A 22,414-nucleotide genomic window follows, 5' to 3' on the forward strand; every position below is an offset into this window, starting at 1 on the left:
GCCGACTGGATCGCCACCCGCGGCTACGCCGCCTGATCCACACACCACCAACGACAAGGGCCGGCCCCGAACGGGGCCGGCCCTTTCGTCATGCCCGCAGCGGGCAGTCCCCGGGTGAACCAGCAGCCACCACGGGCCGCCAGCGCCGGGGGCTTGGGCTTCTCCGTCATGCCGACCACCCCCACGTAGAAGGCACGGGACGCGTCCTCGGAGCCGCGTGGGCCGGCGAGCTGGACGTGATGGATCATGGTGGCACCTCCTCGTCCCGAACGATGGCACGAGGTTGCGCAGCTAGCAAGACGGACGTACGGTTTTGTTGACGACGAGAATCGGCGGTAAGTGTCCCCTAACCACGGCGGCACCCCGGCCGGTGCGACAGACTGCTCAGGACTACTCACGGTCGCTGGTGTGAAGGAGTACGACGTGGCGAGCCTCGACACCTTCGGTGCGAAGACCCAGCTACGCGTCGGAGACGCGAGCTACGAGATTTTCAAGATCAGCAAGGTGGAGGGGCACGAACGGCTCCCCTACAGCCTGAAGATCCTGCTGGAGAACCTGCTCCGGACCGAGGACGGCGCGAACATCACCGCCGACCACATCCGGCAGCTCGGCGGCTGGGACCCCACCGCCGACCCGAGCGTGGAGATCCAGTTCACCCCGGCGCGGGTACTCATGCAGGACTTCACCGGCGTGCCCTGCGTGGTCGACCTGGCCACCATGCGCGAGGCCGTCCGCGACCTCGGCGGCGACGCCACCAAGGTCAACCCGCTCGCCCCGGCCGAACTGGTCATCGACCACTCGGTCATCGCCGACCTGTTCGGCCGCGAGGACGCCTTCCAGCGCAACGTCGAGCTCGAGTACGAGCGCAACAAGGAGCGCTACCAGTTCCTGCGCTGGGGCCAGACCGCGTTCAACGAGTTCAAGGTCGTCCCGCCGGGCACCGGCATCGTGCACCAGGTCAACATCGAGTACCTGGCCCGTACGATCATGGAGCGCAACGGCCAGGCGTACCCGGACACCGTGGTCGGCACCGACTCGCACACCACGATGGTCAACGGCCTGGGCGTGCTCGGCTGGGGCGTCGGCGGCATCGAGGCCGAGGCCGCCATGCTCGGCCAGCCGGTCAGCATGCTGATCCCGCGCGTGGTGGGCTTCAAGCTCTCCGGCGAGATGCCGGCCGGCACCACCGCCACCGACCTGGTGCTCACCATCACCGAGATGCTGCGCAAGCACGGCGTGGTCGGCAAGTTCGTCGAGTTCTACGGCCCGGGCGTGAGCGCCGTGCCGCTGGCCAACCGGGCCACCATCGGCAACATGTCGCCGGAGTACGGCTCCACCGTGGCGATCTTCCCGATCGACGGCGAGACCGTCCGCTACCTGGAGCTGACCGGCCGCGACCCGCAGCAGGTCGCGCTGGTCGAGGCGTACGCCAAGGAGCAGGGCCTCTGGCACGACCCGGACGCCGAGCCGGAGTACTCGGAGCGCCTGGAGCTCGACCTGAGCACCATCGAGCCGTCGCTGGCCGGCCCGAAGCGCCCGCAGGACCGGGTGCCGCTGGGCAGCGCCAAGACGCTGTTCCGCTCGGCGCTGACCGACTACGTGGCCGCCGACGAGACCGGTGGCGACCGGGGTCGCGTCGCTGGCGTACCGCAGCAGGAGAAGCCGTTCGGGGTCGTGGGCCACGCCGACGAGGCCAGCGCCGAGTCCTTCCCGGCCAGCGACTCCCCCGCCAACGGCGTCAGCGACCCGGCCGACGCCCCGCGCGACCTGGAGACGGCCGCGGTCGGCGCCGGCGGGCGGGCCAGCAACCCGATCCGGGTCACCGGCGACGACGGCACCGAGTTCGAGCTGGACCACGGCGCCGTGGTGATCGCCGCGATCACCTCCTGCACCAACACCTCCAACCCGCAGGTCATGATCGGTGCGGCGCTGCTGGCCCGCAACGCGGTGGAGAAGGGCCTGACCCGCAAGCCGTGGGTGAAGACCACCCTGGCGCCGGGCTCCAAGGTCGTCATGGACTACTACGAGCGGGCCGGCCTCACGCCCTACCTGGAGAAGCTCGGCTTCCACCTGGTCGGCTACGGCTGCACCACCTGCATCGGCAACTCCGGCCCGCTGCCGGAGGAGATCTCCGCCGCCGTCAACGAGGCCGACCTGGCGGTCGTCTCGGTGCTGTCGGGCAACCGGAACTTCGAGGGCCGGATCAACCCGGACGTCAAGATGAACTACCTGGCGTCCCCGCCGCTGGTGGTCGCGTACGCGCTGGCCGGCACGATGGACATCGACCTGGCCAACGAGCCGATCGGCGAGGACAGCCAGGGCAACCCGGTGTTCCTGCGCGACATCTGGCCGAACACCGCCGAGATCCAGGACGTCATCGCCTCGGCGATCGGCGCCACCGGCTTCAGCTCGGCGTACGCGGACGTCTTCGCCGGCGACGAGCGCTGGCAGTCGCTGCCCACCCCGACCGGCGACACCTTCGCCTGGGCCGGCGACTCGACCTACGTCCGCAAGCCCCCGTACTTCGAGGGCATGGAGCGGGAGCCGAAGGCGGTCGTCGACATCACCGGCGCCCGGGTGCTGGCCAAGCTGGGCGACTCGGTGACCACCGACCACATCTCCCCGGCCGGTTCCATCAAGGCCGACTCCCCCGCCGGGAAGTACCTCGCCGAGCACGGCGTGCCGCGGCACGAGTTCAACTCGTACGGCTCCCGCCGGGGCAACCACGAGGTCATGATCCGGGGCACCTTCGCCAACATCCGCCTGCGCAACCAGCTTGTCCCGGGTGTCGAGGGCGGCTTCACGGTCAACCACCTGACCGGCGAGCAGACCTCGATCTACGACGCCTCCGTGGCCTACCAGGAGGCGGGCGTCCCGCTGGTCGTCCTGGCCGGCAAGGAGTACGGCTCCGGGTCGTCGCGGGACTGGGCGGCCAAGGGCACCATGCTGCTCGGCGTCAGGGCGGTCATCGCCGAGTCGTACGAGCGGATCCACCGCTCCAACCTGATCGGCATGGGCGTGCTCCCGCTGCAGTTCCCGGCCGGCGAGACCGCCGGTTCGCTGGGCCTCGCCGGCACGGAGACGTTCACCATCACCGGGGTGACCGCGCTGAACGACGGGGAGACCCCGCGCACGGTCAAGGTCAGCACGGACACCGGCGTCGAGTTCGACGCGGTGGTCCGGATCGACACGCCGGGTGAGGCGGACTACTACCGGCACGGCGGCATCCTGCAGTACGTGCTGCGCCGCATGATCGCCAGCTGACGCACCATCGAACAGGGCCCCTCCCGCGCTCGCGGGAGGGGCCCTGTCGCGTACCGGCTCGGCGCTCTCCGGGCGGGGCGGCGTCGCGGCTCACCTGCCCGCGCGCCGACCCCGCGGTGGGGTCACTCGGACCGGCGGCGAGCGTCCCGGGTCTTCATGGCGTGCTCCAGCAGCGTGATGAGCACCTCCTTGCTCGACTCCCGCTGCCGGGCGTCGCAGAGCAGCACCGGCACCCCCGGGTCGAGGTTCAGCGCCGACTGCACCTCGTCGAGCTGGTACTGCCGGGCGCCCTCGAAGCAGTTCACCGCCACCACGAACGGCGTGCCGCGCCCCTCGAAGTAGTCGATGGAGGGGAAGCAGTCCGCCAGTCGTCGGGTGTCCGCCAGCACCACGGCGCCGATCGCGCCGAGCGCCAGCTCGTCCCAGACGAACCAGAAGCGGTCCTGCCCCGGGGTGCCGAAGAGGTAGAGCACCAGGTCGTCGCTGATGGTGATGCGACCGAAGTCCATCGCCACCGTGGTGGTCTTCTTGCTCTCCACCCCGGAGAGGTCGTCGATGCCGACCCCGCTCTCGGTCAGCACCTCCTCCGTGCGCAGGGGGCGCGTCTCGCTGACCGCGCCGACCATGGTGGTCTTGCCCACGCCGAAACCACCCGCGACAAGGATCTTGATCGCGGTGGGCAGTGGCGGCGCTCCCGCCGGCCGCTCAGAGTGCCCGTAGTCCATTGATTACCGCCTCGAAAACGCTGTTGTCGGGAAGGCCGGCTGTGGTGCGCGGCTCGCGCACCTGCACCAGGCTGCGGGCCACCAGATCGCCGAGCAGGACCCGGATGGTGCCCACCGGCAGGTCCATGTGGGCGGCGATCTCGGCTACGGACTGGATCCGCTGGCAGAGCCCGACGATCGCCAGGTGCTCCGGACCCAGTCCGATCTCCGGGGTCACGTCCGCGCGGGTCGCCGTCACCAGCGAGATCAGGTCGAACGTGCCGGTGACCGGCCGGGCCCGGCCACGGGTCACCGCGTAGGGGCGCACCACCGGGCCGGCGTGGTCGTCGACCCACTGGTGCTCGGCGGACTCCCCCTGCACCGTCATCGCGGTTACTTCTCGTCGGCCGGCTGCTCGGTCCGCGACGGCGACGCGACGTACTTGCCGACGCGGGTGACCAGCATCGCCATCTCGTAGGCGATCAGCCCGACGTCGGCGTCCTCGCTGGCGAGGACGGCCAGGCAGGCGTTGCGTCCGGCCGCCGTGACGAACAGGAACGACGACTGCATCTCGATGATGGTCTGCTGCACCTGCCCGCCGCCGAAGCGTTTGCCCGCGCCCCGGGCCAGGCTCTGGATGCCGGCCGCCATCGCCGCCAGGTGCTCTCCGTCGTCCCGGCTGAGCCCTCGCGAGGCGGCCATCAACAGGCCGTCCGTCGAGAGCGCGACCGCGTGGTCGGCCTGCTTCACCCGGCCGACCAGATCATCCAGCAACCACGTCAGGTCGGCACTCGAAGCCGTCTTCTGCGCCACTCGTCGTCCTCTTCTCCCCCGGCTGTTGTCGCCGTGCTCGTCTGGGCTGACCGCCACGCCGCGGGGTCACCCCGCAGTGCGGGCGGTGCCGGTCAGGTCGTCTGCTGATCGCCGACGTCGGGTCCCTCGCCGGCCCCGGCTCCCTCGCCTGTCTCGGACCGGCCGCCGCCGGCCCCGCCGAGCAGCCGGGCGGCGTCCGTACGGCCGCGCCGGGTGCCGCTCTGGTAGGAGCTCATCATCCGGCGCACCTGCTCCGGCGGGCGTACCGTGTCCGGGTCGTCGTCCCCCGCGGCGGGCTCGTCGCGCAGTTCCGGCACGATGCTGGCCTGCCGGACCCGGACCGGCAGCCCGGAGTCGGTACGCACCTGCTCGGGGCAGGGCACCCGCGCCGGGCCGGCGGCCGCCGGGGTCCCGGTGCCCGTCTCCGCCGGGGCGGCCCCCGCAGGGCCGTCCTCCGTCGGCGCGAACGTCTGCGGAGCGGCCACGGCAGGCCGGGCCGCGGCCACCGGCAGGCCGGTCGGGAAGGTCGGGCCGTCCAGGGCCGGCTGCATCGACGCGCCGCGCGACCGGGTGGGCAGCCGCTCCTCCGTCGGGTTGGTCGACAGGCTCCGACCGCGCGACCGGGTGGGCAGGGCACCCCCGTCGGAGTCCCCGGCAGGGGCCTCGGACTCCGGGGCCGACCGCGGCCTCGGCGCGGCCGGCGGCTCGGCCAGCGCCACCGTGGTGGGCTGCTCGGTGGCGGGGGCGGACGCGCCCGGCACCGGCGTGGTGGCCGGCACCCCGGCCGGGAAGCCGCCGGAGGTGCTCGGGTCGGCGTCGTCGGCGGTGACCAGCTCGGCCGGGATCAGCACGACCGCGGTGGTGCCGCCGTACGCCGACTCCTTGAGCTGCACCCGCACGCCGTGCCGCTCGGTCAGCCGGCTCACCACGTAGAGCCCCAGGCGGGAGGCGTTGGCCAGGTTCAGCTCGGACTGGTCGACGATCCGGTGGTTCGCGGCGGCCAGGTCCTCCTCGCTCATGCCCAGGCCGCGGTCCTCGATCTCGATGGCGAAGCCGTTGGCCACCATCTGCCCACGTACCTCGACGGTGGTGTGCGGCGGGGAGAACGACAGCCCGTTCTCGATCAGCTCGGCGAGCAGGTGGATGACGTCACCGACCGCCCGCCCGGTCAGCGAGACCGGGCCCAGGGGCAGCACGTTGACCCGGGTGTAGTCCTCGACCTCGGCGACCGCGCCCCGGACCACGTCGACCATTGGCACGTTGCGCCGCCACGCCCGGCCCGGCGTGGAGCCGGAGAGCACGATCAGGTTCTCCGCGTTGCGCCGCATCCGGGTGGCCAGGTGGTCGACCCGGAACAGGTCCTCCAGCTCCTCGGCGTCGTGCTCGCGGCGTTCCATCGCGTCGAGCAGGGTGAGCTGGCGGTGCACCAGCGCCTGGGTGCGCCGGGCCAGGCTGAGGAAGACGTCCCGGACGTTGCGGCGCAGCTCGGCCTGCTCGACGGCGGTGCGGATGGCGGTCTCCTGCACGGCGTTGAACGCCTTGCCCACCTGGCCGATCTCGTCGTCGCCGAACTCCAGCGGGGGCGCCTCCTTGGCGACGTCGACCTCCTCGCCGTGGCCGAGCCGCTCGACCACACCGGGCAGCCGCTCGTTGGCCAGCCCGAACGCCGCGTCGCGCAGCCGCTCCAGCTGCCGCACCAGGGCCCGGGCGGTGGTGACCGACATGGCAATGGAGGCGATGACGGCGAGCAGGCCCAGGCCGGCGGCCAGCACCAGCCGGACGATGACGCCGGCGGCGATCGGCGTGGACCGGTCCACGAGCGCGTCACCGGCCTCGATGATGAACCGCTGCTGCTCCTCGACCACGACGTCCGCCGCCGCGCGCCACTGGGCCGCCGTGATGGTCGGCGCGCCGGAGGTCCGTCCCGCGAGGACCACCCGGTCCTCCAGGGCCCGGAACGAGGTGTACGCCTCGCTGCCGAGCAGCGCCTCGTACCGCGTGAGGTCGGCGCCGGCCAGGTCGGAGCGGGTCTGGCTGTCCAGGAAGCGCTGGGCGCCGACGGTGCGGGCGAAGGCGGCGGACTCCTCCGGGGTCATCCGGCCGGCGGCGAGCGCCCCGGTGACCAGCGCGTCCTCCTGGGACATGAGTTCCCGGACCCGGACGAGCTGGATCAGCGCGCGGGTCTCCTGCGCGAACTGCTCGTCGTCCAGGTTGCCCAGCGACCCGTACATCCGCAGCGTCGAGTCGATGAGCCCGGTGTACGCCTCGGCGGCGGCGGCCCGGTCCACCTGGCGGCTGCGGATCGACTCGCGCACGCTGCCCAGCCGGTCCAGCCCGGCGACGACCGCGTCGATCTGCCGCTTGCTGTCGTCGCTCGCCGCCAGGTCCACCCGCCAGCCGCTGACGGACTCGCGGAAGTCGTCGACGACGGCCTGGGTCCGCTGCCACTGCGCGTCGAGCTGGGCCCGCTCGGCCTCGCCTGCCCCGCCCAGGTACGCCGCGGAGGCCCGGCGCTCCGCCTGCAGCTCCAGCACGAGCGGCTCACCCGGCTGGGCGACCTGGCTGTCGAGCGTCTGCACCCAGAGGAGGGTGACGCCCTCCCGCAGGGTCACCCAGGCGGCGAAAGCCCACAGCGCAACGAGCGAGGCCAACATAGCCACGACTTTCCGGCGCAGATTCGAGCTGCGGGAACCCATTTGAAACCATCCCTGGCGGGGAGCCTGATTCATCCGATCGGTGGTAGCGCATGTCGCTTCGACCGACCCGGCGCACGGTAGCAGTGTCAGGACGATCGCTCAAGCAGTGCTGATCATGACGCTGCGCGGTGGACCGCGGCCCAGGCGATCAGCGTCCTATGTGGCCGCCCAGCCGCGCCAGGTGCCGCGCCGCCAGCACGGCGGCCCGCACGATCAGCACCGGATGGTAGAGATCCTTGTCATGCCACAGTGGAACCCCGTGCCCGGTGCCACCGTCGTGGTCGTCGAGGAAGACCAGCGCGCGCCGCACGGCGGCGCCGAGACCGGGCGGCGTCGGCCGTCCGGCGCCGAGCAGCACCTGCAGGGCGTACGCGGTCTCCTCCGCGGTGCCGCCCCACAGCCCCCACGAGCCGTCGGCCCGCTGGGTGTCCCGCACCCAGTCGACCGCCCGGTCGAGCGCCGCGGCGGCAGCCTCGGGCGCGTACTCGGCCAGCGCGGCGGCAACGGCCGAGGTGGCGTAGTACGGCGAGGCGTGCCAGCGGTCCGTCCACCGGCCGTCGGGGAGCTGGCCGTCGATCAGCCAGCCGGCCACCCGGCGCGCCACGTCGGCGTGCGGTCGCCCCGGTGAGTGCCGGGCGTGCCAGCCCAGCGCCTCCAGCACGTGCGCGTTGGTGGTGACCGACGCGCCGTCCTCGCCCTGCCAGGTGCAGAAGTGCGCCCCGGTGTCGTACCCGAGCAGGCTGTCGGGGGCGACCGGGCGGCCGAGGCGGGCCAACGCGAAGAGGGTGACGGCGGTGGTGTCGGCGTCCGTCGGCAGCCCGGGCGAGGTCGCCGCGCCGGCCGGGCCGACCGCGGCGGCCAGGTCGGCGACCATCCGGCCGGGGACGTCCACGGCCGCGCCGACCCGGGCGAAACTGCTGAGCACCCACGAGCGCTCGAACACGGCGATGGGCGTCGTGCACGGCACGGGCCCGCCCCCCGGGCCGACGGCGTTCGTCAGGTAGCCCAGCACCGCCCGGTCAACGTCGGGGCGGGAGGGGTCGCCCAGCCAGGCGGCGGTGGCGGCGGGCGAGGCGCCCACGGCGCCGGAGACGGGCCGGACGGGCAGCCGCACCCGCGTCCGCTCGTCCAGCACCTCGAAGGCGTGCAACAGCTTCTCCGGCACGGGCCGGCCGCCGGCGAGCAGCCGACCGACCGCCTCGGACCGGTGCCGCGTCATGCCGTGCGGCATCGGCAACGGCAGCGCGTGCGCCCACCGCGACGGCTCGGCGCCACCGGCCGGGCGCAGCAGCGCGTCGATCCGGTCGAGCAGCGCGGGCACGATCAGGTCCACGCCCGGCATGTCCGGCACCGGTTCGTCGGCGGCCAGCAGCCGCCGCAGCGCCCCGACGCCGCGGTCCAGCACGGACGGCGGCAGGTGCGCCGCCTCCGGCCGGTCGGCGCGCCCCACGGTGGGCACGGACCTCAGCAACGCCTCCACCGCGCTCAGGGTCGGCACCAGGCCGTACGCGCCCGGCGCCCCCCAGGCGCCGTCGGCCCGCTGGGCGGCGACCAGGTAGCGCAGGCGCCCGGCCTGCCCCGGCAGCCAGGGCGCGTCGCTGACCAGTCGCGCCGTCTCGTACACGGAGGGCGAGACCGTGCCGGCGGGGCTGGTGGCCATCGCCGCCACGAGCGCCCGTCCGGCGCCGGCGAGCCCCGGCCCGCCGACCCCCGCCACGGCGACCGGGGCGGCGGTCACGACATCCCCCAGAAATCGGCCAGCTGGTAGAAGCCGCTGCTGAAGCCGACCTGCCGGGCCAGGTAGTCCGCCTCGCGTGGGCAGGCCGACCGGAGCGGGACGAGCATCCGCCGGCAGTCGTCCACCAGGGCGGCGAGCCGCTGCTCCACCTCGGCGCGGTCCTCGACCAGCAGGAGGGCGTTGAGGTCGCCCCAGCGCAGGTCCCGCTCGTACGTGCCGAGGTCGTTGACGAGACGCAGTGCGCGCTGCACCTCGTCGCTGACCGCGACCAGGTCGTCCATCCCGGCGAGCGTGGCTTCGTCCCCGGTGTGGATCCAGTGCGCGACGTTGACGATCGTGCAGGCGTGGTTGTCGGCGTTGGCGAGGTACGCGTCGAGGCTCGGCAGGGCCGCCCGGTCGCCGGAGCGCCAGGCCGCCTTCCACGCCCACTCCTGGGCCATCGCCCGCACCGTCGCGTCCAGGCGGTCCCGCCACAGCGGACGGTGCACGGCGAAGGCCGGGGCCGCCGCGAGTTCGTCCTGGAGCGCGGCCAGGTAGGCGCCGAGGTGGTCGTCGGTGGCGGGCGGCTCGCCGGCGGCCACCGAGCGGCAGCGCGCGACGAGCCGGTCGACCTCATCCCGGGACTGCGCCCGGTGGTCGATCAGCCAGTCGAGGGCGAAGCCCCACAGCACGGTCCGGTTGGCGGCCCGCAGCTGCTCCGGCGTGCACCACGGGGCGCCGAACGCGATGGCCAGCGAGATGTTGGCGAACAGCATCGTGTCGAACGGTTCGGCGGGGAACAGCTCCGGGTGCGCGGCGGCGGACGCCTGGAGGTCCCGTTGCCCGCGGACCGCCAGGCCGCAGATGCGCCCCTGCTCCTGCGCGTCACGCAGCTCGTCCCGCCCGCCACCGGCTGGTCCCGTCCCGGGGCGGCCGCCGTGGGTCGGCTCCGTCCCGATCCGGCTGCCGCCGTGCGTCGTCGCCGGGATCACGCCGGCCTCTGCTCGCGGACCGGTGTCAGCGCCATGACCACCGGCTTGCCCGGACGCAGGGCCGCCGCCAACTGCCTGGGCGGCATCCCGGGTTCGCGCAGCCGGAAGCGGTAGCGGCTGAGGATCGTGGCCACCACCAGCGGAGCCTCCAGGTTGAACAGGTACATGCCGAGACACTGGTGCGGGCCGCCACCGAACGGGAAGTACGCGTACCGGTGGCTCCGGCGCGGCTGGTCGGCGCGGAACCGGTCGGGGTCGAAGGTGTCCGGACGGTCCCAGTACCGGGCGAGCCGCTGGGTGACGTAGGAGCTGACGACGACGATGCTGCCGGCGGGGATCCGGGTGCCGCCGATGACGTCGTCCGCCAACGCCGTACGCGGCAGCAACCAGCCGGCGGGATACATCCGCAGCAGCTCGTCCACGACCGACCGGGTGTAGGTGAGGGCGCCCAACTGCTCCCGGCTGATCACCCGGTCGGCGCCCACCACCTCGTCCAGCTCCGCGTAGAGCCGTTCGGCGATCCCGGGGTTGGCGTCCAGGATCGGCCACAGCCAGGTCAGCACGGCGTAGGTGGTCTCGGTCGCGGTGGCGAACGAGGCCACCACGTCGTCGCGGACCTGCCGTTCGTCGAGCGGGCGGCCGTCGGCGTCGCGGGCACGGGTCAGGGCCGCGAGCAGGTCGTCGCCGTCGCGCGGGTCGGCGAGTTCGGCCCGCACCAGCGGCAGCATGATGTCGTCGACGACGCCGATCGCGCGGCGCAGCGCGCGGTCCCCCGGCACCGGCACGGCGTCGGGCACGAAGGGCAGCAGCAGCCGCGCCCGCAGCGCCGTCACGACCGTGTCCTGGGCGGCGACGATCCGCAGCTGGTCGGCGAGGCTGACCCGGTCGGCGAAGAAGACGCTGCTGATCGCCCGGCAGATGACCCGCCCCAGCTCCGCGCCGGCGTCCAGCCACCGGCCGGTGCGGGCCGGCTCCTCGAACTCGTCCACGGCCTCGCTGACCGCGCGGCTCATGGTGTCCACCAGGGAGTCGATGCGCTTGGCCGTGAAGTGCGGCTGCATCCGCGCTCGGCTGGCCTGCCACTTCGGCCCGTCGGACAGGATGCCCTCCCCGGTGAGCCGCCGCACCGGCCGCCAGAGCATGCTCTGCCCGCCACGGGTGTAGTTGGCCTCGTTGTCGCGCAGGATGTGCTGCACGTGGGCCGGCTCGGTCACCAGGTACGGGCGGACCGTCCCGACGTTGAGCCGGACGACCTCGCCCTGCGCCGCGTCCGCCAGCGCGACGAGTTCGCGCAGCGGATCGCGCAGCAGGCCCGGCAGCATCCTCCACAGTGGTACGGTCCGCGCCGCCCGCCCGTGCGGGCCGTCGGCACTCCGGTCAGCCATGGCACCCCTGCACCTGCGGCTCCTCCCCGATCACAGTCACGCTCCGTTGTGACAGACCGTCCTCCGGACGGCTGCCTTACGTCACGATTCGGAGAGCATGCCATCACCCGTTCGGACCCGCCAGAGCCGTACGAGAATTTTGCTCATGGGAATGCTGATCCACGAAGGAATTCGTGTCGGGTGTCACTCCTGGAGCGAGCGCAGGTAACGCCACTCGGCGGCCACCGGGCGGTAGCCGAACCACTCGTTCACCGCGCGCATGGCGTCGTTGCCGGCGTCGTTGACGGTGAACGCCCGCCGGTAGCCGGCCGACCGGGCCGACCGCAGCGACACGTGCTTGACCAGCCGGGCCAGACCCCGGCCCCGCCACTCGGCCCGGGTACCCGTCATCCCCGACAGGTAGCGGTCGCCGCCGTCGGTCAGCGCGACGCTGAACGCCACCACCGCCCCGTCCGCCACGGCCACCGTGGTGAGGCCCCGGTCGAGGTCCGGCCGGTCCCAGTACGCGGCCCGCCAGTCGGCGTAGCTGATCTCGTCCATCCCCACGTCGCCCGGCTCGTCGGCGGCGGCGGCCAGGTCCGCCTCGTAGAGCGGGCGCGGATCGGGCAGGTCGGCGGCCGTGGTCAGCCGCACCCGGGGCGGCGGCGCGGGCGGCGTCGGCAACGTCGCCGCCAGGTCCAGGCGCAGGATCAGGTTGCGTCGGCCGGGCCGGTAGCCGCGCCCCTCGGCGAAGGAGAGGGACGCCGGCGCGTCGGCCACCCGCGCGTACGCCCGGCGCACGCCGAGCCCGGCGAGCCGCTCCTCGGCGGCGGCGAGCAGCGCCGACCCGACGCCCCGCCCCCGCCGCTCGGGGCGCACGACCAGGTTGACGAAGCCGAGCCCGGGCTCGGCGCTCTCGTGCAGCAGCCCCGTCCGGGCGACGCCGGCGATCCCGTCGCCCGTCTCGGCGACCAGCATCCCGAAGCGCTCCGCCGGCTTGCCGGTCGCCTGCCAGGCGAGCAACGCGGGCGTGACGACCAGGTGGGGTTCGGCGGCGCGGAGCAGGCCGGCCACCGGCGTCGCGTCGCGCCCCCCGGCGGCCCGGACGGTAGGGACCATGGCTGGGCAACCTACCGCAGCGGCCGGCGCGGCGGGGGGCGGCCGGCGGTGGAATCCGGGCGCGCCCGCACCGCCTGTGCCAGGCTCAGGGCATGGACGACAAGACCATCCTGAACCGGATCTCCGAGCTGGTCGACGAGGAGCACCGGCTGCGCGCCGACGCGCAGGCCAACGAGTCGGGCACCGACGACGACGCCCGCAACCGGCTGCGCGAGCTGGAGGAGTCCCTCGACCAGTGCTGGGACCTGCTGCGCCGGCGGCGGGCCGCCCGGCAGACCCACGGCGACCCGGACGCCCAGGGGCTGCGCCCCAAGCCCGAGGTCGAGCGCTACCTGCAGTGACGCGGGCCCCGGGCGGCCGGCGCCGGCCGCCCGGGGCACCCGGTCAGCGGATCCCCGCCTCCCGCAGCAGCAGCGCGGTCAGCGCCGCCGGGTCGGCCTCCCCCGCCGGCAGCCCCCGGGCCGCGAACCAGGTCGCCACCACCCGGACGTCGCGGGCCAGGAACTCCGGCCCCTGCGGGTTGGCCACCACGTCGACCACCTGCGGCAGGTCGATCAGCACCAGCCGCCCCGCGTGCACCAGCAGGTTGTACGGCGACAGGTCGCCGTGCGCGAGGCCGGCGCGGGCGAGCACCACCAGGGCGTCCACCATCTGGTTCCACAGGTCGCGCAGCTCAGCGGCCTCGGGCCGAAGCTGGGCCAGCCGGGGCGCGGCCAACCCCTCGGCCGGGTCCCCGAGGAACTCCAGCATCAGCTCCGTGCCGCGCAGCTGCACCGGGTAGGGGACGGAGATCGTGCCGTACCGGGTGCCGATCTCCCAGAGCCGGGCCAGCGCGTCGAACTCGGCCGCCGCCCACTGGCCGGCGATCATCTGCCGGCCGAACGCGGTCCGCCCGGCCATCGCCCGGTTCTCCCGGGACCGGCGGACCCGACGCCCCTCCAGATAGCCGGCGTCGCGGTGGAAGAGCCGGTGCTGGGCGTCCCGGTAGCGCTTGACGGCCAGCAGGCAGGACCGGTCGGTGCCGGGCACGGCCCGGCGCACCAGGTGGACGTCCGCCTCCTTGCCGGTCTTGAGCACACCGAGCTCGGTGTCCTTCGCGGCCAGTTCGGTGACCAGCCAGTCCGGGTGGGGCTGCGGGCCGTGCACGGCGGCGTCCCAGGAGGACCAGCGCTCCCCCGTGTCGGGATCCGGCTCGTCGTCGGGGTCGGCGGGGGCGGGCTCGGGGGCCCGGCCACGCTTCAGGAAGAGCGGTTCGTCGTCGTCGAAGCGGCGCTTGCCGCGGGTACGGCGCTCGCGCGCCGGAAGGTCGTGATCGCGCACTGCGGTGGTGATCCCTTGCTCGAGGCTGATGGAGGCAGGTGGATGTGACCTGCGAAGACGGCCATGACCGACCCCCTCTCCTCGACCGGGCGCACGCCCGGGTGCACGATGTGCCGACCATGTTCACGGCCCGGCGGCGCCGGGTCAACCGAATTACCCGAGCCGTCCCGACCCGCTCCGTCAGACCGGCAGCGACGAACGGGCGCGTCCCTGGTCGGGAAGGCGGTCGAGCAGCATGGAGTGGGCCGCCCGGGTGGCGGCGAGAGCCTCCGGCGCCAGCGCGACGACCAGCACGGCCTCGCCGGTGTCCGCGCCGCGCGCCAGCGGCCGGCCCTCCGGGTCGTAGACCGCGGCGCCACCGTTGAACCGCCACGGGTCCGCGCCGCCGACGGCGTTGGCGAACACCACGTACATCGTGTTGTCCAGCGCCCGGGCGGCGTAGTAGAGGTCGCGGCGGTGCTCGGAGCCGGCCAGGTAGCCGCTCGGGCACAGGTAGCCGTGCGCCCCGTCGGCCGCGGCGGCGCGGCCGTGCTCCGGGAAGCAGCCGTCGTAGCAGATGCCGAGCCCGAGCCGCCAGTCGTCGACGAGCAGGGTGGCGCCCCGGTCACCGGGGCTGAACAGCTCGCGTTCGCCGCTCCAGAGCTGCTGCTTGTCGTACCCGACGCGGACCACGCCGGCCCGGTCGACGACCAGGGACGAGATGGTCCGCCGCCCGTCCGGGTGCCGGACCGCGGCGCCGACCACCACGGCGGCGCCGCCGTCGCGGGCGGCCTCGCGCAGCGGGTCCAGCCGGGGGTCGGCGACGGTCGCCGTGGCGTCGGCCGCGACGTCGGTGCCGGCCGGGTCGGCCGCGAGCGTCGGCGGGTGGTACGCGGGCAGGAAGAGCTCCGGCAGCACGGTCACCCGGGCGCCCCGCTCCGTCGCCCGGCGCACCAGGCGGGCGGCGCTGGCCGCGTTGCCGGCCACGTCTCCGGGAACGGGTTCGGCCTGCACGGCCGCGACGGTCAGCGGGGCGGCGGGGACCGCGACGGCGGTGGGGAGTGGCATCACGCGCCGATCCTAGTGGGGCCGCCGAAGGCCCGATGATCATTCGCCTGCCACAACAAGCCGTACGTACGGTTTGCGTTACCTGGGGTCACCTGACACGATCGACCCGTGCCCAGGGTAAGTCAGGACCAGCTCGACGCTCGCCGGCAGGAGATCCTCGCCGCCGCGCGGGCGTGTTTCGCGCGGCACGGCTACGAGGGCGCCACCGTGCGTCGACTCGAAGAGGCCACCCGGCTGTCCCGGGGTGCGATCTTCCACCACTTCCGCGACAAGGACTCGCTCTTCCTCGCGGTCGCCGAGGACGACGCCGCCGCCATGGTGGAGACGGTCGCCCGCAACGGCCTGGTCCAGGTGATGCGCGACCTGCTGGCCGGCGCGGTCTCCCCCGACACCACCGGCTGGCTCGGCAGCCAGCTGGAGGTCTCCCGGCGGCTGCGGACCGACCCGGCGTTCGCCAAGCGGTGGGCGGAACGATCGGCGGCGGTTGCCGAGGCGACCCGCGAACGGCTGTCCCGGCAGCGGGAGGCGGGCGTGCTCCGCGAGGACGTGCCGATCGACGTGCTGGCCCAGTTCCTCGAACTGGCCTACGACGGCCTGGTGCTGCACCTCGCGATGGGACGCCCCGCCGGCGACCTCGACCCGGTGCTCGACCTGGTCGAGGAGGCGGTCCGCCGCCGCTGACCGGCCACCCGGGCACGGCGCTGGCGCGGGGTCGCCTCCCGGGGCGTCCGGCGCCCGCGCGGCTCGCCTCCCCCACGGCGTCCGGAGCCTCCACTGTTTACGTATCGGTCCGGTAACTCGCCCCTCGCGGCCGATCCGCCGTGGCGGGACTGCCCCACAATGGGGCCGCGATCCCCTCGCACGACAGGAGCAGCAGATGTCTGTCCTCGCCGCACCGGGTGACACCTGGGGCATTCCCGGTCCCGTCTTCCTCCGGGTCTACCTCCTCGCCGCCGCCGTGGTCGTCGTCGGCGCCATCGTCCACCGCGTCCGCGTCCTCGCCGGCCCGCCGGCCGGCGACGTCGGCCAGCTCGGCCCGCAACAGGTCGCCTACCTCAACGGCGGGGAGCAGTTGGCGGTCTGGGCCTCGCTCGGCGGGCTGCGGGGCAGCGGGGCGATCGGCGTACGACCGGACCGGCGGCTGACCACCGGCGGCCCCATGCCGGCCGGGACCACGCCGCTGGACCAGGCGATCCACCTCGCGGCCGGCCGGAACGCGACCACCCGCGAGCTGCGCCGCGACGAGTGGGTACGCCGGGCGCTCGACCAGCTCCGGACCAGCCTGGAGCAGCGCGGGCTCGCGCTGACGCAGGCGCGCCGGACGGCGCTGCGCCTGTGGTCGTTCCCGCTCACCCTCCTGCTGGCGGTCGGCGTGTTCCGGATCATCGCGGGCCTGCAGAACGACCGTCCGGTGGGTTGGCTCGTGCTGAGCCAGATCCCGCTGGTCGTGGTGTCCGTCCTGTTGCACCGGGTGCCGTGGCGGACCCGCGCCGCCACCCGGGCGCTGCGCGGCCTGCGACAGCAGCACACCTACCTCGCGCCCGCGTCCACCCCCGCCTACGCCACCTACGGCGCGGCGGGCGCCGCGATGGGGGTGGCGTTGTTCGGCGCCGCGTCACTGTGGGCGATGGACCCCGGCTTCGCCGAGCAGGCCGAGATCCAGCGGCAGGCGGCGAGCGGCGGTGGAGGCTCCTCCGGCTGCGGTGGCGGCAGCTCGTGCGGCGGCGGCGGGGGCGGCGGCTGCGGGGGCGGCTGCGGAGGCGGGTGCGGGGGATGACCGGCCCGCGCGGGGTGGGCATCGGCTGGCGACCGGAGATCGCCGGTTTCGTCGCCGACCTGCCCGGGCTGCGCTTCGTGGAGGTGGTCGCGGAGGGCGTCACCGCGACCGGGCCGCTGCCCGCCGGGCTCGCCGAGCTGCGCGAACGCGGCGTGACCGTCGTGCCGCACGGCGTCCGGCTCTCCCTCGGCGGCGCGGAGCCGGTCGACCCGGCCCGGCTCGCCCACCTGGCCGCGGTGGCGGAGCTGGTCGAGGCGCCACTGGTCAGCGAGCACATCGCGTTCGTCCGGGCCGGCGGCGTAGAGGCCGGCCACCTGCTGCCGCTGCCGCGCAGCCGGGAGGCGGTCGACGCGGTCTGCGCCAACGTCGCCCGCGCGCAGGCCGAGCTGCCGGCGCCGATCGCGCTGGAGCCGATCGCCGCCCTGTTCGACTGGCCCGACGACGAGCTCGACGAGGCCGACTTCCTGACCGAGATCCTGGACCGCACCGGCGCGTTCCTGCTGCTCGACGTCGCCAACGTGTACGCCAACGCCCGCAACCGGGGCGGCGACCCGGTCGCGCTGCTCGACCGGCTGCCGCTGGACCGGATCGCCTACCTGCACGTGGCGGGCGGCGCCGACCACGGCGGCTTCTACCACGACACCCACACCGACCCGGTGCCCCCGGCGGTGCTCGACCTGCTGCGCGAGCTGTGCGCCCGGCACCGGCCGCCGGCGCTGCTGCTGGAACGCGACGGCCACTATCCGCCCGCGGCCACGCTCCGCGCCGAGCTGGACGCCCTCGCCGCCGCCTCCAGGTTCCCGGCGGTCACGTGAACGGCGACCTGGCCGCCCGGCAGGCGGAACTGGTGGCGGCGCTGGTCGCCGACGGCCCGCCCCCACCCGGCTTCGACCCGGCCGCGCTCGCCGCCGCCCGGGCCGCCCTGCTGCGCAAGCGGGCCGGGGACGTGGCCCGGCACTGGCCGCTGCTCGCGGCCGGCCTCGGCACGGACTGGCCGGCGACCTTCGCCCGGTGGGCGGCGGGGCGGCCGACCGCCGGCTCCCTGCGCGACGGCTGGGACCTGGCCCGTGACCTGCGCGACCGGGGCTCGCTGCCGCCGCTGGGCGCGGAGGAGTTGGCCGCCCGGGAGGCCACCGACCGCTACGACGGGCACGGGCCGCCGCAGCCCCGCCGCCTGCCGGGCTGGGGGCGCGCCGGCGGAGCCGTCGCGGTCCAGCTCGCCGGTCGGGTACGCCTGCTGCGCCCCGCCCGCCGCTGACCCGGCCCACCGCCCCCGGCTGGCGCATCCGCCCGGGTACGGCAGGATCGACGGCATGGATCTCGGACTGACCGACCGGGTGTACGTACTGACCGGTGCCTCCCGCGGCCTGGGCTACGCGACCGCGGAGTGCCTCGTCGCCGACGGCGCCCGCGTGGTGCTCTCCGCCCGGGACGCCGACGCGGTGGCTGCCGCCGCCCAGCGCCTCGGCGGGCCGGAGCGGGCCGTCGGCCTGACCGCCGACCTGGCCGACCCGGAGACACCGCAGCGGCTGGTGGGGGCGGCCCGCGAGCACTTCGGGCGCCTCGACGGGGCGCTGATCTCGGTGGGCGGGCCGCCACCGGGCAGCGCCGCGTCGGTCACCGACGAGCAGTGGCGCCGATCCTTCGAAACGGTCTTCCTGGGCACCGTCCGCACGGTGCGTACGGTCGCCGCCGCCCTGGGCGAGGGCGACGGCGGCGCGATCGGGCTGGTCCTGTCGACCTCGGCACGTTCGCCGGTGCCCGGCCTGGGCATCTCCAACGGCCTGCGGCCCGGCCTGGTCGGGATGGCCAAGGACGTCGCCGACGAGTACGGGCCCCGGGGCGTACGGATGGTCGGCCTGCTGCCCGGGCGGATCATGACGGACCGCAACGTCGAACTGTTCGCCGCCACGGGCGACCCCGAGCGGGCCCGCGCGGAGGCCGAGGCGGGCATCCCGCTGCGCCGCATCGGCGCGCCGGCGGAGTTCGGCCGGGTGGCCGCGTTCGTGCTCTCCCCCGCCGCGAGCTACCTCACCGGGGTCACCGTGCCGGTCGACGGTGGCGCCCTGCGGAGCCTGTAATGGTTCCGTCCCCCGGCGGACCGGTCGGGGCCGGGGGCACCGGACGGGCTGGCCGACCCGAACCGACACCCGCCCCCGGGGACGCCGCGCACCGGTATCCGCGGCCCACGCGGGAGGAACTCGCCGCAGCGGCGGACCGCACCATCCCCGACCTCGTCACGCCCGGGCTGGACGTGCTCTTCGTCGGGATCAACCCGGGCCTGTGGTCGGCCGCGACCGGGTGGCACTTCGCGCGGCCCGGCAACCGGTTCTGGCCGGCGCTGCACCGGGGCGGCTTCACGCCCCGGTTGCTGCACCCCGCCGAGCAGGACGAGCTGCCCGGCCTCGGGCTGGGCATCACCAACATCGTCGCGCGGGCCAGCGCCCGGGCCGACGAGCTGACCGCCGCCGAACTGGTCGAGGGGGCGGAGATCCTCACCGGCAAGGTCGAGCGGTACGGCCCCCGGTGGGTCGCCGTGGTCGGGGTGACCGCGTACCGGATCGGGTTCGCCCGGCCGAAGGCGACGTTCGGCCCGCAGCCGGAGCCGATCGCCGGCGCCCGGCTCTGGGTGCTGCCCAACCCCAGCGGCCTGAACGCGCACTTCACCCCCGAGACCCTCGGCGCGGCGTTCGGCGAGCTACGGGCGGCGGTCGTCGCCACCGGCTGAGGCGTCAGTTGGCCGCGGCCGGCGGCATCGCCTCGTCGGCGACGTAGGACCGCAGCGGCAGACTCACCGGCTCGGGGCCGGTCGCGTCCACGTACGGGGTCGGCGAGTCGGCGACCGCGAACTGGGTGCGGTAGAGCTCGGCGTAGAGCCCACCCACGGCGACCAACTCCTCGTGCCGGCCCCGCTCGACGATCCGACCCTCGTCGAGGACCAGGATCTGGTCGGCGTCGCGGACGGTGGAGAGCCGGTGCGCGATCACCAGCGCCGTACGCCCGGTCAGCGCCACCGACAGCGCCCGCTGCACCGCCGCCTCACTCTCCGAGTCGAGGTGCGCGGTCGCCTCGTCGAGGATCACGATCGACGGAGCCTTGAGCAGCAGCCGGGCGATGGCGATGCGCTGCTTCTCGCCGCCGGAGAAGCGGTAGCCGCGCTCGCCGACGGTGGTGTCCAGCCCGTCCGGCAGGGACCGCACCAGGTCGGCGACCTGCGCGCCGGCCAGCGCCGCCCAGATCTCGTCGTCGGTGGCGTCCGGCTTGGCGTAGCGCAGGTTCTCGGCGATGGTCTCGTGGAACAGGTGCGAATCCTGGGTCACCACGCCGATCTCGTCGCGCAGCGAGCCGAAGGTGGCGTCGCGGACGTCGACCCCGCCGACCAGCACCTGCCCGTCGGTGACGTCGTAGACCCGGGAGATCAGCATGGACAGCGTCGACTTGCCGGCGCCGGAGGGCCCGACCAGCGCCACCATCTGCCCCGGCTCGACGGCGAACGAGACGCCCTTGAGCACCGGCTCGTTGACCGTACGGTCCAGCGCGGCGACCTCCTCCAGCGAGGCCAGCGAGATCTCCGCGGCGCTGGGGTAGCGGAACCGCACGTCGCGGAACTCGACCCGGCCGCTGCCCCGGGGCACCGCGACCGCGTCGGGCTTCTCCTCGATGGCCGGCTTCAGGTCGAGCACCTCGAAGACCCGGTCGAAGGAGACCAGCGCGCTCATCACGTCCACCCGGACGTTGGACAGCGCGGTCAGCGGGCCGTAGAGGCGGGTGAGCAGCAACGCGAGGGTGACCACGGTGCCGGCGCTGACGTTGCCGGTGACCGCGAGCCAGCCACCGAGGCCGTAGGTGAGCGCCTGGGCCAACGAGGCGACGAGCAGCATCGCGACGAAGAACGTCCGCGAGTACATCGCGGACTGGATGCCGATGTCGCGGACCCGCTCGGCCCGCCCGGCGAACCGGCGCGCCTCCACCTCGGGCCGGCCGAAGAGCTTCACCAGCAGCGCCCCCGAGACGCCGAAGCGCTCGGTCATCGTCGCGTTCATCTTCGCGTCGAGGTTGTAGGACTCCCGGGTGATCTCGGCGAGCCGCTTGCCGACCCGGCGGGCCGGGATGATGAAGACCGGCAGCAGCACCAGCGACAGCACGGTGATCTGCCAGGAGAGGGTGAACATCACGGCGGCGGTGAGCACCAGCTGGATGACGTTGCTGACCACGCCGGACAGCGTCGACGTGAACGCCCGCTGGGCGCCGAGCACGTCGTTGTTGAGCCGGCTGACCAGGGCGCCGGTCTGGGTGCGGGTGAAGAACTGCAGCGGCATCCGCTGGACGTGGTCGTAGACCCGGGTGCGCAGGTCGAGGATGATGCCCTCGCCGATGCGGGCCGAATACCACCGCTGGGCCAGGGAGAGCAGCGCGTCGGCCACGGCGAGCGCGGCGATGACCAGGGCCAGCCGCACCACCAGGTCGCCGGCCCCCGAGCCGCCCCGGCTGATCGCGTCGATCACGTCGCCGGCGAGCACCGGGGTGGCGACCCCGATGATCGCGGCCAGCACCACGGTCACCAGGAAGACGACGATGTCGCGGCGGTAGGGCCGCGCGAACGCCACGATCCGGCTGGCCACGCCGCGCTTGAGCCGGTGCGTGGAGATCTCGTCGCGGCTGCGCATCGACCGGAGCATGCTCCAACCGGCCATGCCGCCGCCGGACATCGGGTTGGACACGTTCACCTCCGGGTCGTCGGGTCGACCGCACCGTCAGGTCGATTCTCCCGACGACTCTGACAACCTCGGCCGTAACCCGGATCTTCCCGAACGGTCCTTACTATTCTCCCCGCCCGGCGAGATCGCGCAGCCGACGCGTCTGCGCCTCGCGCTCGGCCCGCTGCTGCTCCGCGGCGGACCGGCCGGCGGCGCCGGCCAGCAGCGCCTTGATCTCCACCACGGCGTCCCGGTTGTTGGCCAGCAGACCCGCGGTCAGGTCGCGCACCGCGGCGTCGAGGTCGGCGTTCGGCACGACCAGGGTGGCCAGGCCGATCCGGTCCGCCTCGGCGGCGTCCATCCGCCGGCCGGTGGCGCAGATCTCCAGCGCGCGGGAGTAGCCGACGAGGTCGACCAGGCGCTTGGTGCCGGCGAGGTCCGGCACCAGGCCGAGCGTCACCTCGGCCATGGAGAACTTCGCGTCCTCGGCGAGCACCCGCAGGTCACAGGCGAGCGCCAGCTGGAAGCCGGCGCCGATCGCGTGGCCCTGCACGGCGGCGACGGAGACGATGTCGGGCCGGTGCAACCAGGTGAAGCCGCCCTGCAACTCCGCGATGCGGTCCGCGCACTCCTGCTCGGGCAGGGTGGCGAGCTCGGTGAACGAGCCCGGCCCGGAGGCGCCGGCCACCGTCAGGTCGAGGCCGGCGGAGAACGCCCGCCCCTCGCCACGGACGACCACGACGCGGACGTCGCCGGGCAGATCGCGCGCGAAGTCGCTCATCGCGCGCCACATCGCCGGGGTCTGGGCGTTGAGCACGTCGGGCCGACACAACGTGACCGTCGCGACCGGCCCTTCGTATTCCAGCCGAACCCCGGTCGCCTCGGCGGTCACCGGACGACCCGG

At 74.3% G+C, this 22,414-nt stretch carries 20 protein-coding genes and 1 pseudogene; 8 read left to right on the forward strand and 13 right to left on the reverse strand.

Features of this window, described 5'->3' with window-relative positions; genetic code table 11:
* Positions 1-113 precede the first annotated feature (113 nt).
* Positions 114-248, reverse strand: a pseudogene (locus ACZ6O2_RS23705) (glyoxalase); the annotation flags it as partial.
* Between the two features lie 160 nt (positions 249-408).
* Here ACZ6O2_RS23705 and ACZ6O2_RS23710 point away from each other — a divergent pair.
* Positions 409-3,264: an aconitate hydratase gene (locus ACZ6O2_RS23710; RefSeq protein WP_466024317.1), complete on the forward strand. Its 2,856-nt coding sequence runs from the start codon at positions 409-411 to the stop codon at positions 3,262-3,264.
* A 122-nt stretch (positions 3,265-3,386) separates the two neighbouring features.
* Here the strand turns inward: ACZ6O2_RS23710 and ACZ6O2_RS23715 are convergent, their stop codons facing one another.
* From ACZ6O2_RS23715 to ACZ6O2_RS23750, 8 genes are all read right to left on the reverse strand, one after another.
* Positions 3,387-3,989: a GTP-binding protein gene (locus ACZ6O2_RS23715; protein ID WP_350709075.1), complete on the reverse strand. Its 603-nt coding sequence runs from the start codon at positions 3,987-3,989 to the stop codon at positions 3,387-3,389.
* Positions 3,970-4,356: a DUF742 domain-containing protein gene (locus tag ACZ6O2_RS23720; protein ID WP_350709077.1), complete on the reverse strand. Its 387-nt coding sequence runs from the start codon at positions 4,354-4,356 to the stop codon at positions 3,970-3,972. Before ACZ6O2_RS23720 ends, ACZ6O2_RS23715 begins: the two co-directional genes overlap by 20 nt.
* A gap of 5 nt (positions 4,357-4,361) precedes the next feature.
* Entirely contained in the window at positions 4,362-4,781 is a 420-nt protein-coding gene (locus ACZ6O2_RS23725; protein WP_350686945.1) for a roadblock/LC7 domain-containing protein, read from the reverse strand.
* A gap of 92 nt (positions 4,782-4,873) precedes the next feature.
* On the reverse strand, positions 4,874-7,435 hold the full coding sequence (locus ACZ6O2_RS23730) for a nitrate- and nitrite sensing domain-containing protein (RefSeq protein ID WP_466024318.1): 2,562 nt from the start codon (positions 7,433-7,435) through the stop codon (positions 4,874-4,876).
* 190 nt (positions 7,436-7,625) lie between these two features.
* Positions 7,626-9,215, reverse strand: a complete 1,590-nt coding sequence (locus tag ACZ6O2_RS23735; RefSeq protein ID WP_466024319.1) for a prenyltransferase/squalene oxidase repeat-containing protein — start codon at positions 9,213-9,215, stop codon at positions 7,626-7,628.
* Positions 9,212-10,087, reverse strand: a complete 876-nt coding sequence (locus ACZ6O2_RS23740; RefSeq protein WP_466024354.1) for a terpene synthase family protein — start codon at positions 10,085-10,087, stop codon at positions 9,212-9,214. Before ACZ6O2_RS23740 ends, ACZ6O2_RS23735 begins: the two co-directional genes overlap by 4 nt.
* Positions 10,088-10,182: 95 nt before the next feature.
* A complete protein-coding gene (locus ACZ6O2_RS23745; protein WP_466024320.1) occupies positions 10,183-11,571 on the reverse strand; it encodes a cytochrome P450 in 1,389 nt (462 codons plus the stop codon).
* Positions 11,572-11,754: 183 nt separating this feature from the next.
* Positions 11,755-12,669 (reverse strand): GNAT family N-acetyltransferase, encoded by a 915-nt coding sequence (locus tag ACZ6O2_RS23750; RefSeq protein ID WP_466024321.1) that lies wholly within the window; start codon positions 12,667-12,669, stop codon positions 11,755-11,757.
* Positions 12,670-12,761: 92 nt separating this feature from the next.
* Between ACZ6O2_RS23750 and ACZ6O2_RS23755 the strand changes: the two genes are divergently transcribed.
* Positions 12,762-13,010, forward strand: a complete 249-nt coding sequence (locus ACZ6O2_RS23755) for a DUF2630 family protein (protein ID WP_350709085.1) — start codon at positions 12,762-12,764, stop codon at positions 13,008-13,010.
* A 43-nt stretch (positions 13,011-13,053) separates the two neighbouring features.
* Here the strand turns inward: ACZ6O2_RS23755 and ACZ6O2_RS23760 are convergent, their stop codons facing one another.
* The gene (locus ACZ6O2_RS23760; protein WP_466024322.1) at positions 13,054-13,989 is read right to left on the reverse strand and encodes a serine protein kinase RIO; all 936 of its coding nucleotides are present in this window, start codon (positions 13,987-13,989) and stop codon (positions 13,054-13,056) included.
* A gap of 180 nt (positions 13,990-14,169) precedes the next feature.
* On the reverse strand, positions 14,170-15,036 hold the full coding sequence (locus ACZ6O2_RS23765; protein ID WP_466024355.1) for a carbon-nitrogen hydrolase family protein: 867 nt from the start codon (positions 15,034-15,036) through the stop codon (positions 14,170-14,172).
* Between the two features lie 108 nt (positions 15,037-15,144).
* Between ACZ6O2_RS23765 and ACZ6O2_RS23770 the strand changes: the two genes are divergently transcribed.
* The 6 genes from ACZ6O2_RS23770 to mug all read left to right on the forward strand — a co-directional run bounded on the left by ACZ6O2_RS23770 (position 15,145) and on the right by mug (position 19,541).
* Entirely contained in the window at positions 15,145-15,717 is a 573-nt protein-coding gene (locus tag ACZ6O2_RS23770) for a TetR/AcrR family transcriptional regulator (RefSeq protein WP_350709088.1), read from the forward strand.
* 196 nt (positions 15,718-15,913) lie between these two features.
* Complete coding sequence (locus tag ACZ6O2_RS23775; protein ID WP_466024323.1) at positions 15,914-16,813, forward strand: TIGR04222 domain-containing membrane protein; 900 nt, start codon at positions 15,914-15,916, stop codon at positions 16,811-16,813.
* Entirely contained in the window at positions 16,810-17,628 is an 819-nt protein-coding gene (locus ACZ6O2_RS23780) for an MbnB/TglH/ChrH family RiPP precursor modification enzyme (protein WP_466024324.1), read from the forward strand. The genes ACZ6O2_RS23775 and ACZ6O2_RS23780 overlap by 4 nt, the downstream gene beginning before the upstream one ends.
* On the forward strand, positions 17,625-18,071 hold the full coding sequence (locus ACZ6O2_RS23785; RefSeq protein WP_466024325.1) for an SCO6045 C-terminal-like domain-containing protein: 447 nt from the start codon (positions 17,625-17,627) through the stop codon (positions 18,069-18,071). The genes ACZ6O2_RS23780 and ACZ6O2_RS23785 overlap by 4 nt, the downstream gene beginning before the upstream one ends.
* 55 nt (positions 18,072-18,126) lie before the next feature.
* A complete protein-coding gene (locus tag ACZ6O2_RS23790; RefSeq protein WP_466024326.1) occupies positions 18,127-18,894 on the forward strand; it encodes an SDR family oxidoreductase in 768 nt (255 codons plus the stop codon).
* The gene (gene mug, locus ACZ6O2_RS23795) at positions 18,894-19,541 is read left to right on the forward strand and encodes a G/U mismatch-specific DNA glycosylase (RefSeq protein WP_466024327.1); all 648 of its coding nucleotides are present in this window, start codon (positions 18,894-18,896) and stop codon (positions 19,539-19,541) included. Before ACZ6O2_RS23790 ends, mug begins: the two co-directional genes overlap by 1 nt.
* Positions 19,542-19,545: 4 nt before the next feature.
* Here mug and ACZ6O2_RS23800 read toward each other — a convergent pair whose 3' ends face one another.
* Together ACZ6O2_RS23800 and ACZ6O2_RS23805 are read right to left on the reverse strand one after the other, a co-directional pair.
* On the reverse strand, positions 19,546-21,522 hold the full coding sequence (locus ACZ6O2_RS23800) for an ABC transporter ATP-binding protein (protein WP_466024356.1): 1,977 nt from the start codon (positions 21,520-21,522) through the stop codon (positions 19,546-19,548).
* 112 nt (positions 21,523-21,634) lie between these two features.
* Positions 21,635-22,402, reverse strand: coding sequence for an enoyl-CoA hydratase/isomerase family protein (locus ACZ6O2_RS23805; RefSeq protein WP_466024328.1), 768 nt, complete (start codon positions 22,400-22,402; stop codon positions 21,635-21,637).
* Between the last annotated feature and the right edge of the window lie 12 nt (positions 22,403-22,414).

The organism is Micromonospora sp. NPDC048040 (assembly GCF_055587185.1).

Bases quoted from the DNA above. Each gene is read 5' to 3' on its own strand.
- ACZ6O2_RS23715 (WP_350709075.1), bottom strand. From the start codon at position 3,989: ATGGACTACGGGCACTCTGAGCGGCCGGCGGGAGCGCCGCCACTGCCC.
- ACZ6O2_RS23750 (WP_466024321.1), bottom strand. From the start codon at position 12,669: ATGGTCCCTACCGTCCGGGCCGCCGGGGGGCGCGACGCGACGCCGGTG.
- ACZ6O2_RS23800 (WP_466024356.1), bottom strand. From the start codon at position 21,522: ATGTCCGGCGGCGGCATGGCCGGTTGGAGCATGCTCCGGTCGATGCGC.
- ACZ6O2_RS23775 (WP_466024323.1), top strand. From the start codon at position 15,914: ATGTCTGTCCTCGCCGCACCGGGTGACACCTGGGGCATTCCCGGTCCC.
- ACZ6O2_RS23765 (WP_466024355.1), bottom strand. From the start codon at position 15,036: ATGCCACTCCCCACCGCCGTCGCGGTCCCCGCCGCCCCGCTGACCGTC.
- ACZ6O2_RS23720 (WP_350709077.1), bottom strand. From the start codon at position 4,356: ATGACGGTGCAGGGGGAGTCCGCCGAGCACCAGTGGGTCGACGACCAC.
- ACZ6O2_RS23745 (WP_466024320.1), bottom strand. From the start codon at position 11,571: ATGGCTGACCGGAGTGCCGACGGCCCGCACGGGCGGGCGGCGCGGACC.
- ACZ6O2_RS23730 (WP_466024318.1), bottom strand. From the start codon at position 7,435: ATGTTGGCCTCGCTCGTTGCGCTGTGGGCTTTCGCCGCCTGGGTGACC.
- ACZ6O2_RS23780 (WP_466024324.1), top strand. From the start codon at position 16,810: ATGACCGGCCCGCGCGGGGTGGGCATCGGCTGGCGACCGGAGATCGCC.
- ACZ6O2_RS23790 (WP_466024326.1), top strand. From the start codon at position 18,127: ATGGATCTCGGACTGACCGACCGGGTGTACGTACTGACCGGTGCCTCC.
- ACZ6O2_RS23755 (WP_350709085.1), top strand. From the start codon at position 12,762: ATGGACGACAAGACCATCCTGAACCGGATCTCCGAGCTGGTCGACGAG.
- mug (WP_466024327.1), top strand. From the start codon at position 18,894: ATGGTTCCGTCCCCCGGCGGACCGGTCGGGGCCGGGGGCACCGGACGG.